Genomic DNA, 20,840 nt, shown 5'->3' with positions numbered 1-20,840 from the left:
CACGCGCGCGGAGGCCGCTCACCCGCACGCGCGCGCGATCGCACGCAGATCATCGATGACGGCGCCGGCGACCCGCTGCGCGGTCGCTGGCGCGTGCACGTTCGCGCTGTAGCGCCACCGGAACGTCAGGGCCCCTCCGCGGACGAGGACGTGGCACTCGAACAGGTTGAACCGCAGGTTCGTCGCCGCCTCGTCGTAGCCCGTGGACTCACTCGCCACGCGGAGGATCGAGCCCGGCGCAGGCGGCTCGATGCGCCCCTGGTAATTGAACAGGATCCCCGGTCGCTTCCGGAGCCGTCCGAGCTCCGCGCTGAGCCGGGCGTCGCCTCCCAGGTACTTGAGGAGGTTATAGCCATGGCCCCCGCTCGGTATGTGATCGATCTGCCGGCTCGTCTCGAGCAGCGCCGCGAGGGGCTCTTGCTGGCTCGAGCGCCGGAGCACGAGCACCCGCTCGGCGCTCAGCCAGCCCACCGTGCGCGACGCGTCGAGCTCCGGGTGATGGGGCATCAGATCACGCCCCGAGTTGAGGACCATGATGTCCTGCCAATCGCGGCCCGTCCAGGCGGTCACGCCGCGGAGGACCGCGGCGATGAGCGCGTGCTCCGTGCTCACCCCGAAGCGCGCCGGCAGGTCCCGCAAGATGACCTGGGACTCCTGCTCTGGCAGCGACGCCCAGTGATCGCGGACCGACTCCACGGTATAGAGATGACGCGTCGCCGGATGGTCCGCCGGGAGGAGGTCGATCTCGTCCCAGGGCAGCGAGAGCCAGTAGGCGCGCTCGTTTGGCAGGATCTCCTCGCTCACCCACCGCTCCAGCGCGCGCGTCCAGCGGCCGGACGAAACGCCCGTGGGCGGCAGGCGGAGCGTGGCCGTCGTCGCGAGCTGATCGTAGATGGATTGCAGATCGAGCGCGGCGATCATCATCGACATCCAGTCGACGACGAGGTGGTGCGCGTTGAGCCACAACCGGCCTCGCCCCTCCTCGTCCCACCGGAAAAACACGATCCGGAACAGCCGCCCGCGCTCGAGCTCGACCTCGTCCTGCATGCGATCGCAATGCCGCTCGAGCTCGGCCCGGCGCCGATCCTCCGGGATCCTGGACAGATCCACGCAGGCGAACGGCGCCTCGGTCCACGGCGCGTCGATCACCTGGCGAACGCCGCTCGGGGCGCGCTCGAAGCGCGCGCGGAGCGCCTCATGGTGGTTTGCGAGGATCAGCGAAGCGCGCGCGAGCCTGTCGAGATCGAGCGGCGCCGCGGCCTCCAGCAGCAGGTTCACGTTCCAGCGCGCCGGGCGGGTGCGCTCGCGGGCCTCCTCCAGATACCAGCGCTGGAGGACGGTGAGCGGCCGCTCCCCATTCTCTGGTTCCACGTCCACCGCCGGGCGGTCCGGGGAGGCGCAAGCGGCCGAAAGGCGCGCGATCGTCTGGTGCTGGAAGAGCTGCCTCGGCGTGACGTCGAGCCCCGCCTCCCGCGCCCGCTCGACCAGCGCAATGCCAAGGAGCGAATCCCCTCCGAGCGCGAAGAAATTGTCGTCCACGCCCACCCGATCGAGCTTGAGGACGCCGGCCCAGAGCGCGGCCATCCGGCGCTCTGCCTCCGACGACGGCGCGCGGTAAGCCGCGCTGGCCCCCTCGTGGCGCTGCGCAGCGAGCTCGAGGAGCGCCCTTCGATCGACCTTGCCGTTGGCCGTCAGCGGCAGGCGCTCCAGCGCGATCCACGCGCCGGGCACCATGTACTGCGGCAGCCTCGCGGCGACGGCCTCCTCCAGGACGCGAGGCTCGAGCGCGGCGCCCCGCTCCGCCACATAGCAGGCGACGAGGCGCCTGGCCCCGCTCGGGGTCGACTCCACGCACACCACGGCTTGCTTGACCTCGGGATGCTGCGCCAGCGCGGCCTCGATCTCCCCGAGCTCGATCCGGTTTCCCTGGATCTTCACCTGGAAGTCTTCCCGCCCGATGAACTCGATGTTCCCGTCCGGAAGGAATCGCCCGAGATCGCCAGTCCAGTAGAGCCGCTCGCCCGTCTCCGGGTGCTCGAGGAAGCGCTCCGCGGTCTGCGCAGGATCCCGGTAGTAGCCGCGGGCGAGGCAGATCCCACCGACGTACATGCGGCCGGCGACCCAGTCGGGACACGGCCGCATGTGCTCGTCGAGCACGTGGACACGCTGGTTCGGGAGGGGCTTGCCGTAAGGGATGCTCCTCCAGGTCGAGTCCACCTCTCCGACGGGATAGAAGATCGACCAGATCGACGTCTCCGTCGGCCCCCCCGCCCCGATGACCCGCGCCCCCGGGCAAGCGCGGCGGATCTGATCGGGCAGGGGCACGGGGATCCAGTCGCCGCTCAGGATGACCCAGCGCAGCGAGGGGCACGCCAGAGGAACGCCGCCGAGGTGCTCGACGAACATCTGCATCAGCGCAGGCACCGAGTTCCAGACGGTGACCCGGTGGGTCTCGATGAGCTGCCGCCAGTGCGCCGGATCCCGCGCCGCCTCGGGCGAGGGGAGGACCAGGGCGCCTCCCGCGCCGAGCAGACCGAACACGTCGTACACCGAGAGATCGAAGTGAACGGCGGAGAGCGCGAGGGCGCGATCGGAGGGAGAGACCTGGAAGCGCTCGTTGATCTCGAGGATCGTGTTCAGCGGGCCGCGGTGATCGAGCGCCACGCCCTTGGGCTTCCCCGTCGAGCCCGACGTGAACAGCACATAAGCGAGATCGTCCGGCCCCTGGACCGCCGTGACCGGGCTGTCGTCCTCCGACGCGGACGCGCCGTCGTCGTCGACCGCGATCAGGCGCAGGGCCTCGGGCCAGGCCAGCGAGGAGGCCAGGCGCTCCTGCGTGAGGACGATCTCCACCTGTCCCTGATCCAGGACCGCGCGGATGCGCTCGAAGGGCCACTCCGGATCGACAGGCAGGTACGCCGCCCCCGATTTGAGGGCCGCCAGGATCGCGACGATCTGCGCCCACCCCTTCGTCGCGGCCACCGCGACGAGCGCGTTCGGCAGGGCTCCGAGCGCGCGAAGGCGCCGGGCGAGCGCGCTGCTCCTCCGATCGAGCTCTCCGTAGGTGAGCGTCCTCTCGGGGCTGATGACCGCCGGCGCAGCGGGCCGCAGCGCCGCTTGCCGCATGAACCCGCTGTGCAGGAGATCGCTCGAGACCTCGCGGGTGGTGCTGTTGACGCCGGCGCGGACAGCGCGCTGCCGCTCCGGGAGCTCGATAACCGCCGCGCTGGTCCAGGGCGCGCCGTCCCGGGAGAGGCGGCTCAGGAGCGCCTCGTACGCCTCCAGGAGATCCGCCGCGAGGCCTTCAGGGAACAGATCGTCGGCGGCGCCGAAGCTCAGCGCGAAGCCACCCTGGTCCTGCTGGATCTCGTGCTCGATGCAGGGAGCCTGCGCCCCTGGTCCTCCTCCCTCGGGTCGGAAGGGCCCAGCGACGTGCAGCCTGACAGCCGTCGCGCCGGGGTGACGCACGGCTTCGTCCGGCGCTCGTGTTCCGGGCGCGGCGAGCGCGATGGCCTCGTCGAAGGCCCGGACGAGGTCGACGAATGGCGCCTCGCCGCCGCGGCTCACCTCGATCTGCCCGCTCCCGGCGCCGATGGAGACGGACAGCATTCCGTTCGCCGGCTCGCCCGGCGCGGCGACCACGACGGCCAGCGGCGACGTGCTCCACGCGGCGACCGCCTGCGCGAAGGCGGCGGCGACGGCCGCGCCCGGGGCCACGCCGAGGAGCGCAGCGCGCGCCTCGAGCCCGCGGACGAGCCCGGCGTCGACGCGCCGGGCGTGGCGGACGAGCCGAGGAGGCTGCCCCGCGAGGTCGCTCCGCACGAACGGGAGAGCGGGCGCCGAGAGCGCCCGGCGCGCGGCCGCCGCTGTCGCGGGTCCGAGCGCCTCGCCGCGGAGGAGCGCCGAGACCCTCTTGTCGGGCTCACGCGCCGCGTCGGCGAGGAGTCGCTGGAGGAGCTCGGCGTGGCGCGCGATCGTCGCCTCGCCGAACAGCGCCGTGTCGTACTCGATATGGCCGCTCAGGGTCGCTCCGTCGTGCTGCATCGACAGGGTGATGTCGTACTGCGACGTCCCCGGATCGAGGTCGATCGGCGTCACCCGCGCCCGCCCCAGCGCGACCGGCGCGGGCACCTTGGGCTGGAAGGCGAACATCACCTGGAACAGCGGAGTCCGGCCGAGGTCTCGCTCCGGTCGAACGGCGTTGACGAGCCGCTCGAAGGGGATGTCGGCGTGCGCGAACACGCGCACCGCCGTGCCGCGCACCCGCGCGAGGAGCGCGCTGAAGGGCGGGTCGTCCCCGAGGTCGCCGCGGAAGACAAGGGTGTTTACGAAGCACCCGATGACGTCCTCGAGCTCGCGGTGATCACGCCCCGCGATCGGCGTCCCGACGAGGAGGTCCGCCTGCCCGCTGAGCCGGTGGAGCAGACCGAGGAACCCGGCCATCAGGACCATGAACGGCGTCACGCCGCGCGCGCGGCCGAGCTCCTCGACGGCCTCGGTCAGCGCTCGCGAGAAGCGGAAGTGGTGCCGCGCCCCCTGATACCGCTTCTCCGCGGGGCGAGGGTGATCCGTCGGGAGATCGAGCGTTTGACTGGCCCCCGCGAGCTCGGCCTTCCAGAAGGCGATCTCCTCGCCCCGCGCCGCCTCGTCCCAGCGCTGCCGCTCGTGGACCGCGTGGTCGCCGTGCTGGATCGGGAGCGGCTCCCAGCGCGGACGCTCGCCCGCCGAGATCGCTCCATAGGCGGCGGCGAGCTCGCGCACGAAGATCTCGTGCGACCAGCCGTCCGTCACGATGTGGTGCATCGCGAACGCGAACAGGTACCGCTCGTCGTCGATCTGCGCGAGCTCGGCCCGCACGAGGGGGCCCGTGGCGAGGTCGAACGGGCGCCCGGCCATCCGCCGCAGCCGCGCGAGCGCCGTCGCCTCGCGCGCGTCCCGAGCGAGCGCCCGGTGATCGATCTCCTCGAAGTCGAGCTGCGCTGACGGCTGGACGATCTGGACGGGAGCCCCGTCCACGACGCGGAACACGGTGCGGAGGGCCTCGTGCCGCTCGATGACGGCGTGGATCGCGCGCTCCAGGGAGCGCACGCACAAGGGCCCCGCGATCTCGGCCGCACCTCCGACGTTGTAGGCCCCTGTCCCGGGCGCCAGCCGGTCCAGGAACCAGAGCCGCCTCTGCGCGTACGACAGCGGGATCACCCCGCCCGGGTCACGTCGGCGCAGCGCCGGACGCACCGACGGGCGCGCGAGCTGCTCGATCCGTTGAGCCAGATCGGCGAGCGCCGGCGCGTCGAACAGCCACCGGAGCGGCACCTCGGCGCCGGCGCGCTCGCGGATGCGGGAGACGGCGCGCATCGCGAGCAGCGAATGGCCCCCGAGCTCGAAGAAATGGTCGGTCCTGCCCGGCGCGCGCCCGAGGAGCTCTTCCCAGACAGCGGCCACGAGCCTCTCCATCTCGGTCGCCGGCTCCTGCCGATCGCGCGCCGGCGCGCGCTCCAGCGCGTCCAGGCCCGGGAGCGCCTTGCGGTCGATCTTGCCGTTCGGCGTCTGCGGCAGCCGGGGCAGCTCGACGAAGCGCGCCGGGAGCATGGCTTCGGGCAAGAACGCGCGCGCGTGCGCCCTGAGCGCCTCGGGGCTCACAGGCCCCGCCGCGGGCACGTAATAGGTCACGAGCACCGCCTCGCCCACCGCGTCCCGGTGCGCCGCGCAGACGCACTCCCTGACGCCGGGGTGGCGCGCCACGGTCGCCTCGATCTCGCCGAGCTCGACGCGGAAGCCGCGGATCTTCACCTGATGATCGATCCGGCCGAGGAACTCGATCCGCCCGTCGTGCGTGATCCGCGCCAGGTCGCCGGTGCGGTACATGCGCGCGCCCGGCGCCGGCGAGAACGGGTCTTCCACGAACCGCTCCCGGGTCAGGTCAGGCCGGCCGTGATACCCGCGGGCCAGGCCCGCTCCGCCGATGTACAGCTCCCCGGCCACGCCGATCGGGAGCCGCTCGCGCCGCTCGTCCAGGAGGTAGATGCGCGTGTTGGCGATCGGGGATCCCAGGGTGATCCTGTCCGGATCGTCGACGCGCGCCGCGGCGGACCACACGGTCGTCTCCGTCGGGCCATACAGGTTCCAGAGGCAGCCAGCGCGCGCGCTGATCTCCCGGGCGAGGTCCGGCGGCAGCGCCTCCCCGCCTGCCAGCGCGCGCAGGTGCGGGCTGCCCGTCCACCCCGCCGCGAGCAGGAGGCGCCACGTGCTCGGCGTCGCCTGCATCACCGTCGCTCCCGAGCGCTCCAGCGCGCGCAGGAGCGCGGCGCCGTCGCGCGCTTCGGCGGCGGACACGAGGACCGTCCTTCCGCCGACGCTCAGCGGGAGAAACAGCTCCAGGACGGAGATATCGAAGGACGCCGTGGTCACCGACAGCAGCACGTCGCCGGCGTCGAGGCCGGGGCTTTCCCGCATCGCCTCAAGGAAATTCACGACGCTGCGGTGCTCGACCTGCACGCCTTTGGGGTGCCCGGTCGAGCCCGATGTATAGATGATGTAGGCGAGGTTCCGGCTGCAGGGCGGCGCCGCGAGCGGCTCCTCGGCCAGGCCGGAATCCGCGGTGAGATCCTCGAAGAACGCCGTCCGCTGCGGCTCGCCGGCGAGCGGGAGCCGCAGCGCGCGCTGCGTGAGCAGGACGGCGGCCCCGACGTCGCGCAGGATATAGGCGATGCGCTCGCCCGGCAGCGCGGGATCCAGGGGCACGTAGGCGCCGCCCGATCTCAGGATCGCGAGCAACCCGACGACGAGATCGATCGATCGCTCCATGCAGATCGCCACCGGGATGTCCGGGCCGACGCCCATCGCGCGCAGCCGGCGCGCGAGGCGGGCCGAGGCGCGGTCGAGCTCTCCGTACGTGATCTCGCCCTCACCGAACGAGAGCGCGACGCGCTCGGGATGGCGCTGCGCCTGCCGCTCGAAGAGCTCGTGGACGCAGAGCCCCTCGGGAAAAGGTCGCTCTGTCCGGTTCCATTGCTCGAGGTGCAGCGCGTCGGCCTCGTGCACGACCGGCAGGTGGAGCACGCGCGTGTCGGGGCGCGCGGCCGCCGCGCGCAGGAGCGCTTCATAGGTCCTGAGCATCCGCTCCGCCGTGTCGCTGCGGAACAGGTCGGTGTCGTACTCCAGATCGAGCCGGAGGCCCTGCGGGCGGTCCCAGGCCTCGACGGTCCAGTCGAACTTCGACGTCGTCACCGGCACCTCGACCGGCTCGAGCGTGAGCCCCGTGAAGGCCGGCAGATCGGCCGCCGCGGTCTGCAGGATGAACAGGGTCTGGAACAGCGCCGCGTGGGACGTGCTCCGCTCGGGTTGCAGCGCCTCCACGAGCAGCTCGAACGGCAGATCGTCGTGCGCGAAGGCGTCGAGCGCGCCGCGCTTCGTGCGACGGAGCAGCTCGACGAAGCTGGGGTTGTCCGAGAGGTCGGCGCGGAGCGCGAGGTTGTTGACGAACATCCCGGCGAGCGGCTCGATCTCTCGCCGCGTCCGCCCGGCGACGGGCGACCCGACGACGACGTCGAGCTTCTGCGTGACGCGACAGAGGAGGATCTGGTACGCGGCGAGGAGCGCCATGAAGAGGGTGACTCCCTCCCGCTGGCACAGCGCCTTCACCGCCGCGGAGAGCCGGGGTGACAGCGTGAGCGACGCCTTCGCCCCCCGGTGGGCCTGCGAGGCCGGGCGCGGCCGGTCCAGCGGAAGCTCGAGGAGCGCCGGCGCGCCGCGCAGCCGCTCCTTCCAGTACGCGAGCGCCCGTTGAAGGCGCTCCTGGCTCCACTGGCTCCGCTGCCAGACGGCGTGATCGCCATACCGGACGGGCAGCTCGGCCAGCCGCGGGGCGCGCCCCGCGACCAGCTCATTGTAGAGCGCGCCGAGGTCCCGGAGCAGCACGCCCCAGCTCCAGTGGTCGCTGACGATATGGTGAGTCGCCATGAGCAGGACGTGCTCCTCTGCGGCCAGGCGAAAGAGGGCTGTCCGGAGGAGGTCGCCTCGCTCCAGGACGAAGGGCGCATGGGCGAGCTCTGCGCACCGGAGGGCGAGCTCGCGCTCGCGGGCCGCCGGATCCATCGTGGAGAGATCCGTGACCGCCACGGCGACGCCGGACGGCGGCAGCACCTCCTGGTAGGCCTCCTCGGCGTCCTCGCCGAAGCGCGTCCGCAAGATCTCGTGCCGCTCCACGAGCAGCGAGATCGCCCGCTCGAGCGCCGCCGCGTCGAGCGCGCCCCGGAGCCGCGCGGCCCCGTGGAGGTTGTAGGCAGGGCTGTCGGGCGCGTACCGGTACAGGAACCAGAGCCGCTGCTGCGCGAACGACAGGGGGAACCTCGACCGCGTCCCGGTCCGCTGCGGCCCCGCCGCCGCGCCGCCTCCGGACGGACGTTGTCCCTTCAGCTTCGCGACGAGCGCCTTGAGCTCCTGGGACGACAGGCCTTTGATCCGCTGCTCTAGCTCGCTCACCTCGACGCTCCTCTCCCAGGTTCCGGCGCGTTCACGGCTCAGGACGGCTCGCCGGGCGCGTCCGCGTCTGTCATCGACTCGAGCATCGCGAGGCGCTCGGCGAGCGCGCTCGTGATCTTCTCGGCGAGCCGGGCGACGGTCGCCCCCTCGAACATGTCCTGCTTCGGCAGATCGACGTCGAACGCGTCCTTGATCCGCGAGAGGATCTGGATCGCCAGCAGCGAGTGGCCGCCGAGGCTGAAGAACTCGTCGTGGATGCCGATCGGCCGCCGGCCGAGCAGCTCCTCCCACTGCGAGCACACAACGCGCTCTATCTCGTCGCGAGGCCGCTCGTCGTCGCCGAGGGGTCGCCGCGGACTCGCGGAGGGCTCCCGCCGGGCGCGGCGCTGCTGCTCGGCGAGGGCCGGGAAGTCGCGCGGCGAGACCACGATCTGCTCGGGCCCGGTGAGCGCGAGGATCTGCTCGATGGCCTTCATCCCGTCCTCCGGGTCGATGCCGCGCGACATCCTGTGCGACGGCGTGGTGAGGGCGGCTCCGGCGCCGCCGTGGACGCGCTGGAGGACAAAGCGGGTGACGTCGGCGATGACCCGCCCCTGCTCGTCGAGCAGGGTGACGTCCGCGGAGAGAACACGGCCAGGCTCGGTCTCCTCCCGGCGCAGGCGAACATGGCTGAACAGCCGCGTTGGAGTCGGCGCCAGGCAGGCCACGCGGCCGTACCCCGCGGGGAGGTAGATCCCTCGAGGGTCGAGCACGGCGGTCACCGAGGTGGCCACGTCGAGCAGCGCCGGATGCAGACCGTACACGGACAGGTCCTCCGCGAACTCCGGGCGAAGACGGAGCTCGGCGAGCGCCTCGTCCTCCCCGACATGGAGCGATTCGATGCAGTCCCAGCGAGGTCCCCACCGGAGCAAGCCGCTCGCGTTGACGGCCTCGAAGAGCTGCCGCGCGGCCGCAGGGCGGCAGCGCCGCCGGATCGACGCGACCGGCGCGTGCTCGCGCGTCTCGTCGAGCGCGGGTATCCAGGTGCCTGACGCGAGCCGCTCCCTGGCCCCGGCGGGGCCCGGTGCGAAGATCGAGAATTCGGTCCGCGCCCCGCTCCGCTCGCTCTCGAGACAGACGTCCTGCGGCGCCCCGTCCTCCACGCGGCAGGGCGCATGGAAGCGGACCTCGTGCAGCTCGACGGCGCCCATCCCCGCGAGCGTGGCCGCGGCCCGCGCCATCTCGATCAGGGTCGTGCCGGAGACCAGCCCGGCGCGCTGCGTCCGGTGCTCCGCGACAGGCCAGTCGCGCGCCAGGCTGAACCGCTTGTGGAACACCCGCGGCCCGGGCGCCGCGCCGTCCACCCGGTCGATCAGCGGGTGGCGCCCCCGGAGGCTCGACCTCGGCCCAGGCGGCAATGGCCCTGGCCGGGTGATCCCGGCCCGCGCCGCCATCCCGATCTGCTCCCAGCCGTCCCACGCGATGGCGAAGCTCGGGTTGCCGGTCGCGCTCTGGTGCGCCCCGGCGAAGGCGTCGAGGTACGCGTTCGCGGCGGCGTAGTCCGCCTGTCCAATCGCCCCGAGGTGCGAGAACGTCGACGAGAACAGCACAAGGAAGGGCTGCTCTCGCTCCTGCCCGAGCTGGTCGGCGAGGTTCCGTGTCCCGGTGGTCTTCGGCGACAGCACCCGGCAGATCTCCTCGTTCGTCCGCGCCTGGAGCGGACCGGCGCCCGGAACCCCGGCGCCGTGGAAGATCCCGTCGACGCGCCCGAAGCGGGCCCTCGCCTCGGCGAAAACGCGCGCCACGTCCTGCGGCTCGGCCACGTCCCCGGCGGCGACGACGAGCTCTGCGCCCTGCGCCTCCATCCGCCCGAGCGCCTCGAGGATCTCGGCGGTCGCGGCCAGCGCCCCGTCGCGCTCCCGGTAGCTCGGCCACTCCGAGCGCGGCGGGAGCGGCGTTCTCCCCATCAGCACGAGCTTCGCCGACCAGGCGCGCGCGAGGTGCTCGGCAAGGCGCAGCCCGATCCCGCCGAAGGCGCCCGTGATCAGGTAGACGCCCCCGCGCCGCAGGCGCGACGCTTCCGCGGCCGGCGATGGAGGGATCGCCTGGAACGCGGGCACCCAGCGCTGCTGCGCGCGCAGCAGCACGAGTTCGTGCTCCGGTTCGCCCGCGAGCTCCCGGAAGACGGCCCGCGCCCACGACGTGGTGGTCTCCCCGTCCCGCGGCGGGATCACATCGACGGCGCGACAGCGGACGCCGGCCAGCTCGTTGCCCAGGCTGCGGCAGAGGCCGACGAGCGCGGCATGGTCCGGCGAAGGGGTCGTCTCGCCGGCGATCGCGTGGGCTCCCCGGGTCACGATCGCGAGCTCGATCCCCGCCCCTGGCGGCGCAGCGCCGAGGCTCCGCGAGACGGCGCACACGCTGAGCAAGCCCCTCCGCAGGAGCTCTTCAGCGCCCTCGCCCGGCCTCCCCAGCGCGCTCCACAGGTGGACGATGCGCCGGGGAAAGAGGCCTTGCCCGTCGAGGGTCGAGAATAGCGCCCGGAGATCCTCCTCGCTGTCAGGGCGCAGGACGAAACCGAGGTCGCCCGACGCAGCGAACGCCGGCCCGGGGCGGGCGGTGATCACGCGAGCGCCCGAGCCGCGGATGTGCGCCTCGAGCGCGCCCGCGCCCTCGTCTGCGTCGGTGAGGAGCAGCCACGGCGCCTCGTTCGCTGGCTGGGATACCGGGGCGGCCTCGTGGAGACGAGACCAGCGGAGCCGGAACAGCCGCGCTCCTCCGGTGCCCTCCGCGCCCTCGGGAGCCGCGGTCTCCGTCGCGCTCGCGGACGGCTCCGGCAGGCCGTCCTCGACCGCGTGGCGCCTCCGCTCGAAGGGGTAGGTCGGCAACGGGACGCGGCGCGCCCGGGCGTCCGGGAATACCGCCTGCCAGCGCAGGTCGGCGCCGCGCGCCCACAGCTCGCCGGCCGCCTCGAGCAGCACGCGCCGGCCCTTCCCGGCGTCGCCCGGCCCGGGCATCAGCGGAACGGCCGCGCTCTCCGCGTTCCCCCCGAGCTGCGCGCGCACGAGCGAGCACAGCGTCGAGCCGGGCCCGACCTCCACGAACAGATGCGGTCCCTCGCCCTCGAGCGCCGCCTTGACGCCGTCGCCGAAGCGGACCGCGCGCCGCAGGTGGTCAGCCCAGTACTGGGCGCTCCGCGCCATCGAGCCCGTCATCCACCCGCCGGTGACGTTGGAGAGGAGGGGAATCCGGGGCTCCCGCAGCGTGATCCCCGCCATGACCCTGCGGAACTCGTCCAGGATCGGCTCGGTCGCGGCGGAGTGGAAGGCGTGGGAGGTCTGGAGCCGGCGTCCCTTGATCCCGCGCGCGCCGAGCTGCGCCTCGTACCTCGCGATGGCCGCCTCGGGGCCGGAGACGACGCACAGCTCGGGCCCGTTCACCGCGGCGAGCGACAGCGCTTGTGGCAGGCTCTCGAGCGCCGCCCCCTCGGACAGCGGCACCGCGAGCATCGCCCCGCGCGGCAGCGACTGCATCAACCTCGCGCGCACCGCGACCGCCCAGAGCCCGTCCTCGAGCGAGAACACCCCCGCGACGCAGGCCGCCACGAGCTCGCCGACGCTGTGCCCGAGGAGCGCCTCGGCGCGCACGCCCCACGACTCCTCGAGCAGCCGCGCCGCGGCGTACTCGACGGCGAACAACGCCGGCTGAGCGACCTCCGTCTCCCGGAGCTCCTCGGCCGGGCCGTCGAACAGCAGCGCTCGCAGGTCGCGGCCAAGGAGCGGCCGGAGCCGCTCAGCGCACTCGTCCAGGGTCTCCCGGAAGACGGCGTGCTCCTCGTACAGCGGCCGGCCCATTCCGGGGTGCTGGCTCCCCTGGCCGGTGAACAGCATCACCGCGCCGGCGGCGCCCGTCCGCGCCCCTCGCCCCGGCCTGGGCGCGCGCAGCCGCGCGACGGCGTCGGGCGACGACGACGCGACGACGAAATCGCGGTGCGAGAACCTCCGCCTCCCCTCGAGCAGCGTGAACGCCGCGTCGCGCAAGGAGATCTCCGGGTGCCCCTCGAGGTGCTCCGCGAGGCGCGACCGCATCGCTGCCAGGGCCGCCTCGCTCCGGGCCGACAGCGTAAGGATCTCGCTCTCTCCGCCGGGGGTCGGGTGATAGACCGGCCCTTCCTGGAGGACCGCGTGCACGTTTGCCCCCCCGATCCCGAACGAGCTCACGCCCGCTCGCCGAGGGCCGCTGTCCCTCGGCCAGGCGCGGAGCTCCGTGTTCACATGAAAAGGGGAGCTGTCGAGATCGATCTCCGCGTTGGGCCGCCGGTAGTGGAGCGTGGCCGGGATCTGCGCGTGCCGGAGCGCCAGCACCGTCTTGATGAGCCCGACGATGCCGGCCGCCGTGTTCGAGTGGCCCACGTTCCCCTTCACCGATCCGAGGGCGCACCGGCGGAGCGGGGCGGCGGCGCGCCGGAAGGCCTGCTCCAGGGCACGGACCTCGATGGGGTCGCCCAGCGACGTGCCGGTCCCGTGCGCCTCGACGTAGTCGATGGTGTCAGGCCGGACGCCGGCCACCTCGTGCGCCATCACGATCACCGAGGCTTGCCCGTCGACGCTGGGAGCGGTGTACCCGACCTTGGCGGAGCCGTCGTTGTTCGTCGCGGACCCGAGGACGATCGCGTGGATGAAATCGCCTTGTTCCATCGCGTCCTCGAGCCGCCTCAGCACGACGACCCCGACCGCGTCGCCGAACACGGTCCCCGCGGCGTCGGCGTCGAAAGGGCGGCAGTGGCCATCGGGAGACGTGGGCCCGCCCTTCTCGTAGAAGTACCCGCGCCGCTCCGGGAACATCACCGACGCCGCGCCCGCGATCGCCATGTCGCACTCGACGGCGCGCAGGCTCTGGCATGCTTGATGGACCGCCGCGAGCCCGGTGGAGCAGGCCGTCTGGACGCTGATGCTCGGGCCCTTGAGGTTGAGTTTGTACGCGACGCGCGTCGTCAGATAGTCCTTGTCGCTCGCGATCAGGAGCTGCATCGCCTCGGAGGACTCGAACTTCTGGAGCAGCGCGCGGTGGTGCGAGAGGAGATACGAGTTCATCTTGGCGCCGGCGAAGACGCCTATCCAGCCGGGGAACCGCTCGGCGTCGTAACCTGCGTCCTCGAGCGCCTCGTACGCGCATTCGAGGAACAGCCGCTGCTGCGGATCGATCCACTGCGCCTCCCGCTCGCTGTATCCGAAGAAGTCGGCGTCGAACCACTCCGGCCTATCGAGGCTGGGTCGCGCCTTGACGTAGCCCGGATCCCTCACCTGGGCGCGAGGGACCCCGGCGGCGATCAGCTCTTCTTCCGTGAAGCGGGCGATGGACTCCCTGCCATCGCGCAGGTTCCTCCAGAACGCCTCCGGATCGTTCGCCTGCGGGAACCGCCCGCTCAGCCCGACGATCGCGATGGCGTCGCGCAGATCGTTGAGGTCCTGCATCGCTCACTCCTCCGGCTTGCCCTGGCGCGAGGCCTGCTCCGGCGTAGACAGCGTAGACAGCGCGAACGGCGCGAGCGCGCGCCGCTCCAGGCCCCGCTCGCGCTGCCGCTGGGCGCGCGCTGCGATGGCGTCGAACCGGCCGCCCTCCGCCGCGCGCGGCGCGGCCCCGACCGCCGTGGCATCCTCGCCTCTCGTCGAGGGGGGCGCGTTCACCCCGAGCGTCCTCAGGTAGGCCGCCTGCTGCGACACCGTTGGATGCTCGAACAGGTGCACCAGCGGAACATCGCGGTCGAAGCGCTCGCGGAGGCTGCGCGCCATGCTGACGAGCAGGAGCGAATCGCCCCCGAGGTCGAAGAAGTTGTCGTCGTGACCGACGCGCGGGCGTCTCAGCACCTCGGCCCAGATGCGGGCGATGGCGCTCTCCAGCCCGTCGCTCGCCACCACGGCAGGCCTCGCCCTGGCTCGCTCCGCGCGTGGCGGCGCGTCTTCCGGGACTGACCGCTGTGCGCCCTCCGGAACTGACCGCTGCGCGCCCTCCGGGACCGACCGCTGCGCGCCCTCCGCCGAGCCAGGGAGCCTGTCGACGACGACCACCCTGACGGGCTCCTCCGTCCAGCGCTCTGCGACGTATGACGAGAGCGCTCGCGCGAGCCCATCACGCGGCCGCTCCGGCCTCGCCAGGGTGGCGCCCTGCGGCGACGCGGCGCGCGTCGCGGCGTCGACCATGGCCGCCAGCGCCGCCGACTCGCGGGCCAGCGCCTCGAGGGTGGTGTCCGAGTCCGAGACGGCCCCCCCGACGAGGCCGTGGAGGTATTCGTGGCGCGGGCCGACCTGGAAGAGGTGGGCGACCTGCGAGAAGTCGAATCCGCCCGTCTGGCAGAGGCCGATCTGGTGATCCGGCGCCGTCGACTCGAGCAGATGGGCGATGACGCCGGCCTCCATGAGGCACAGATCCCGCGCCCGGCTGCCGTACACCGGCTCGATGGCGCCGAGATCCGCCACCAGATACACGCTGAACGCCGAGCTGTCGAACGCCTGCCCGTTGGGGCCCCCGTGGACCGACCGGTCGATGTGCGCGCCGGGCTGGATCGTGACCAGCTGCTCCCGCTCGGGGTGGAAGTAGTATGTGCCGCCGGGGACCCGCTCGATCCGATCCGGCTTCACATACAGATACACGTGCACCGGATACAGGTTGCCCGCCGAGGCGTAGAGCTGCTTGGCGAGCGGATAACCTGGCAACCTCACCGGAGACAGCTGCCTCAGGAAGCGCGCCAGGCGTTCGAAGGTGATGGGCTCGCTCCGGAACTGGCGATAGCTGCGCCGCCGCGCGAACGCCGAGAGATCCTCGTCCGTGCGCGCGCGGGCGATGAGGGGGATGGCGGCCCCGGAGAGATCATCGCGCTGCGCCGGCTTGCTCAGCTTGAACTTCAGCCTCGCGATCGGATCCTGCAGCAAGGGGACCTCCGGGTCCGCGGTGCCCCGCGGCGGCGCTTCCACCCCGGACTCGCTCGCTGGATCCGGAAGGGCGCTGCGATCGACCTTGCCGTTGCTGGTGAGGGGAAGACGGGACGTCTCCACGAAGGCGCCTGGCACCATGTAGTCCGGGAGCTTCGAGGCGATGAACGCCCGCAGCGCGGGCGCCTCGAGCGCCCTGCCCGGGGCCGGAACGACATGGGCGATGAGCCGCTTTCCACCGCTCGCCGTGCTCCCCACCGAGACAGCGGCGCTCGCCACGTCGGGGTGCTGGAGCAGCGCGGCCTCGATCTCCTCGAGCTCGATCCTGTGCCCTTGAATCTTCACCTGGAAGTCTTCGCGTCCCAGGAACTCGATGTTCCCGTCCGGCAGACAGCGTCCCAGGTCGCCGGTCCAGTACAGCCGCTCTCCGGTCTCCGGGTGTGTCACGAAGCGCTCGCGCGTCCGCTCCTCGTCCCGCCAGTAGCCGCGCGCGAGGCCCACGCCGCCGATGTAGAGGCGACCGGGCACCCCGTCGGGACACGGCTCCATCGCCCCGTCGAGCACGTAAAACCGCTGGTTCGCGAGCGGCTTGCCGTAAGGGATGCTCTTCCAGCTCGGATCCACGCGGGTGATCGGATGGGCGATGGACCAGATCGACGCCTCCGTCGCCCCGCCGAGGCTCAGCACCGACGCGCCCGGGAACGCCTCGCGGATGCGATCGGGCAGGGTCACGGGGATCCAGTCCCCGCTGAGGAGCACGGCGCGCAGGGGCGCGGGGGCGCCCGGGCGCTCCGCCCGGTGCTCGACGAGCATCTGCATGAGCGCCGGGACGGTGTTCCACAACGTCACGCCGTGCCGGGACATCAGCTCCTCCCAGTGGCCGGGATCGCGCAGCCGGGCCGGCTCGGGCAGCACCACCGCGCCCCCCGCTGCCCACAGGCCGAAGAGGTCGTAGACCGACAGATCGAAGGCGAGCGACGAGAGCGACAGGACACGATCGGACGCGTTCACGCCGAGGCGCGCGTTCACGTCCGCGAGGGTGTTCACGGCGCCGCGGTGATCGATCGCCACGCCCTTCGGCCTCCCCGTCGAGCCCGAGGTGAAGATGACGTAGGCCAGATCGTCGGGCCGCTGAGCGGCCTCGAGGGGCGACTCGTCCTCTGACAGCCCGCCCGGCGCGTCGAGGGGCACGACGATCGTCCCCGCGGGCCACCGGGCCGGCTCCGCGAACCGCGCCTGGGTGAGGACGATCTGCGCCTCGCCCTGCGCCAGGATCCCCCAGAGCCGCTCCCGGGGCCACGCCGGATCGACGGGAAGGTAGGCCGCCCCGGACTTGAGGACGCCGAGCGCCCCGAGCGCCTGCGTCATGCCCTTCTCGCAGGCGATGGCGACGAGGGTGTTGGGGCGCGCGCCGCGGGCCCGCAAGGCTCGGCCGAGGGCGTTGCTCTGCCGGTCGAGCTCACCGTAGGTGATGCTCCCCCCGGGCGCGATCACCGCGGGCGACCCGCCGCGGGCCGCCGCGCTCCGGAGGAACGCCGCGTGGAGCAGCTCCTCGGGCGCGGCTTGCTGCGTCCGGTTCATCCGGGCGCGCGCCTCCTGCTGCGCGATCGGGAGCGCGACCCTCGCCTGCTGGAGCGCCTCGTCGCCGCGCGCCAGCCGCGCGAGCAGATCCAGATAGGACTCGAGCATCGCTCCGACCATCCCCTCGGGGAAGAGCCCGTCGACGACATCCCAGGAGAACGCGAGCTCCCCCTGGTCCTCGGTCACCTGATGATCGAGCCACACCTGCGGCGTCTGGGTGACCATGAAGACCTCCTCGCCGAGCCAGGAGAACAGCGACTGCGGCTCGGCCCCTCCCTGGCCGAGCAGGCTCGTGAACACCACGGGGACGCTCGGCGCGTGCGCCTGGCGGAGCGCCGGGATCGCCCCCGCGCGCCGGTGCTCGATCGCCCTCCAGATCTGGTCCTGCGTGGCGCGCGCCAGCTCGGAGACCGCTTTGCGCCCGCCCACGTCGAAGCCCACGAGCACCACGGTGGTGAAATCGCCGACGATCTCCGCGACGTCCTCGTGCAGCCGCGGGCGCTCGAACGACGTCAGCGTGAGCGAGAACTCCGGGCGGGCGCTCCACTTCCCGAGCACCTGGGCGAACGCCGCGAGGACAACGGCCGACGGCGTGAGGCGGCTCGCCTTCGCCCGGCTCTTCAGCGATTCCCACGCGGACCGGTCGAGGCGCCCCCTGTGCCGCACGAACCGGGGCGGCGTGACCTCTCGAGGCTTCCTGGCGAGCGGCAGGTCGGGCGCGGGGGGGAGGCTCGCCACGCGCTCGCGCCAGAACGCAAGCGAGCGCTCGTGATCCGGCGTCTGTCGATGGCGCTCCGCATCCACGATGCAGTCCCGGAAGGTCACGCCGAGCGGCGGCAGCTCGAGCTCGGGCTGCTCGTAGAAGCGCTCCAGATCGCGCGAGACGATCCCGCAGCTCCAGGCGTCGAGCGCGAGGAGATCCAGGTTGATGTGCACGCGGCGCCGGCCGTCGGGAAGGAGCGACACGCCGGCGTCGAACAGCGGCCATTCCGTGGGCGCGAACACGCGGTGGGACAGCCGATGACGGATGTCACCGAGCGCCCGGCCGGCGTCGGCCGGCGTCATCGCGCGGAGATCCCATATCTTCGGCTCGAAGCGGGGCACCGTCCGCTGCACCCGCTGGAGCCCGTCTAAGGTGAACACGGCCCTGAGCATCTCGTGCCGTGCGATGACCCGATTCCACGCTTGCTCGAAGCGCTCGAGATCCAGCCCCTCGCACTCCCGCTCGATGTAGCCGTGACAGCCGACGCCCCCGAGGTCGAAGGCGCTCTCGCGCCCGACCAGATACGCCCGTTGAACGTCGGTCTGGCGAAAGGGCGCTCCCGGGTCGTCGTCACCTGGGTCGTCGTCACCTGGGCTGACGGCGGGGACCTCCTCCTCGCGGCCGCCGGGCGAGGGCGGCTCGGCGAGCAGGCGCGACAGCTCGTTCAACGTCATTCCCTCGATCAAGCTCACCGGCGCGATCTGCCTGCCGCTGAACCCGGCGATGCGCTCTGCGAGCTGGATCGCCTTGACCGACTCGAGCCCGACCTCGACGAGCGGCACGTCCCATCGCAGCCGCGCGGCGTCCACCTGAAGGATGTCTCCCACGAGCGCCCCGAGGCGCGCTGTACAGCTCGAGCCGCCGGCCTGCGCGCCTCTCGTCGCGGAGGCCCCGTCCTGGGCCGCGGCTGCGCCGGGCGCTCCATCGCGCGCCGGCGCGCCGTGGAACACGCCGAGGGGCTCCAGCTCACCCCGCAGAAAAGCCGCCTTGCACGCCCTCCGCTGCACTTTCCCGCTCGTGGTCTTGAGGAGGCGGCGCGGGGGGAGGAGCACCACCGCGTGCACCGGCAGCCCGAACTGCTGCGCCACGGCGCCCCGAGCGGCGCGCGCGAGCGCCTCGAGATCGAGCCCGCGCTGCCCGCGCTTGATCTCCTGGCAGACGACGATCGCCTCCGGCTCTTCGACAGGGAAGCTCACCCCGTCCTCGAGGCTCACGGAGAAGGCCGCTCCCCCGTCGGGCGCAAAGGCCTCGTGCGCGGAGCTCACCGCGAGCTCGATGTCCTGTGGATAGTAATTGCGTCCTCGGACGATGATGACGTCCTTGAGCCGCCCTGTGATGAACAGCTCTCCCTCCTGCATGAACCCGAGATCGCCGGTCCGCAGGAAGCGCAGATCGCCTGTCCCGCGCAGCCGCGCGCCGAACGACGCGCTCGTCGCCTCCGGATTCTCCCAGTAGCCGCTCACCACCGCGCTGCTCTCGACCCACACCTCGCCTACCTGCAGATCCGGCGCAGCCTCTCCGCTGGTTGGATCGACGATCGCGACGCGCGTGCCGGGGAGGGGCCGTCCGCAGCTCACGAGCTCCTGTGCGTCGGACTCCGCGGCGGCGCTGGCGCGCGCCCGCCCCTGTTGCAGCTCCGTGGAGCTCACCGTGACGACGCGCGGCGGGCGCCTCGGCGAGGCGCTGACCACCAGCGTCGCCTCGGCCAAGCCATAGGAGGGTCGCAGCGCGTCGGGCCGGAATCCGCTCGGCGCGAAGGCTGCGATGAAGCGCGCGAGGGTCCCCGCGCGGACGGGCTCGGCTCCGTTGATCACCGTCCTCCACGTGGAGAGATCGAGCCTGGCGCGCTGCTCGGCGGTCGAGCTCGTCACGCAGAGATCGAAGGCGAAGTTCGGCGCCGCGCTGTGGTGGCCGCGGTGGCGCGACAGCGCCTCGAGCCAGCGCATGGGCCGGAAGACGAACGACGCCGGAGGCATGCTGGTGCATCTGCCGCCCACGAAGAGCGGCAGCATGATCCCGTGGATCAGCCCCAGATCGTGGAAGTGGGGCAGCCAGCTGACGAAGGTGTCGCCGCGCTCGATCCCGAACCCGTCGGCGATCATGCGGCAGTTCTGCAGCACGTTGCGATGGCTGACCATCACGCCCTTGGGGCTGGAGGTCGAGCCGGAGGTATATTGCAGGTACGCGACGTCGTCTGTCGTGCCGCGCGCGGCGCGCGCGTCATCGACGCCACGCGCGCCGCCCGCGCGTCCGGCGTCGGCGCCCGAGGAGCACTCCTCCAGCGTGTGAACGGCGAGCCCGGAGCGCGAGGTCGGCGCGCTCCGCCCCCGCGGCGTGGCTCTCGCGACGATCGTGCACGCAGGGGCACAGTCGGCCGTGATGGCGTCGAACCGAGATTCCGCCCGATTCGGCCGCGGGAGCGAGGTGGGAACAGCCACCATGTCCGCCAGCAGACAGCCGAAGAACGCCTCGATGAACTCGAGCCCAGGGCCGAACAGCAGGATGACGCGGCTCTTCGGCGGATAGCGCGCGCGGAGGAAGGCGGCGATCGTTCGAGCACGGGCGTGGAGCGCGGCGAACGAGAGCGCCGCCGTCTCCTCCTCGCCTTCGTGGAGATGCACGTACGCGGGCGCGTCGCCGAGCTCTTCCGCGCGGCGAGCGAGCAGCTCAGGAAGTGACGCTATGGCGCTCCGAGATCCAGACAGATCATCCTGTGCGGCGCCGGGCGCATGCCCAGAAAAAGTCATGCCAAGTGTCACGAACGGTTCCTTTCGATTCAAGCACGCAAGACCACCTGCGCGCGCCCAGGCGCTTCACCCATCGAATCGATGCATGCTTCCCGCAGCGCATCGAAGGCTTCGCGGGGGATGCAGGGTGCGCCAACGGTCGAGGTGATCCACCGGGCTCGGCGCTCGCTCAGCTGCGAGCCCGAGAGGATCGTGGGTTACGGGGAACGCTCGAGCAACGGGCGCAGGTCATGACACGAAGAAGAAGCCCTGTCTAGCCCACCAATCGACGGAGCATGCCGTCCCCTGATGATGCGGAAGAAGCCTGTAGCGCGGTGATGTGCGGCGCGCGCTCACTCCATGATCGCCTCGCAGGGATGC

The 20,840-nt window shown here is 72.3% G+C and carries 3 protein-coding genes; all 3 read right to left on the bottom strand.

What is annotated here, in order from left to right:
* Positions 1 to 18 precede the first annotated feature (18 nt).
* Genes WME82_RS37560 through WME82_RS37550 form a run of 3 tightly spaced genes read right to left on the bottom strand, consistent with a single transcriptional unit; the run spans position 19 to position 20,492 of the window.
* Positions 19 to 8,481 carry an amino acid adenylation domain-containing protein gene (locus tag WME82_RS37560; protein WP_438039248.1) on the bottom strand — a complete coding sequence of 2,821 codons (8,463 nt, stop codon included), beginning with the start codon at positions 8,479 to 8,481 and terminating at the stop codon, positions 19 to 21.
* A 38-nt stretch (positions 8,482 to 8,519) separates the two neighbouring features.
* Complete coding sequence (locus WME82_RS37555; RefSeq protein ID WP_438039247.1) at positions 8,520 to 13,934, bottom strand: SDR family NAD(P)-dependent oxidoreductase; 5,415 nt, start codon at positions 13,932 to 13,934, stop codon at positions 8,520 to 8,522.
* Positions 13,935 to 13,937: 3 nt separating this feature from the next.
* On the bottom strand, positions 13,938 to 20,492 hold the full coding sequence (locus WME82_RS37550; RefSeq protein ID WP_438039246.1) for an amino acid adenylation domain-containing protein: 6,555 nt from the start codon (positions 20,490 to 20,492) through the stop codon (positions 13,938 to 13,940).
* Positions 20,493 to 20,840 lie beyond the last annotated feature (348 nt).

Source organism: Sorangium sp. So ce128, assembly GCF_051525245.1.
Classification (GTDB): domain Bacteria; phylum Myxococcota_A; class Polyangia; order Polyangiales; family Polyangiaceae; genus Sorangium; species Sorangium cellulosum_B.
Note: the sequence above shows the minus strand (reverse complement) of the source record. Positions and strands in the feature narration are given on the sequence as shown.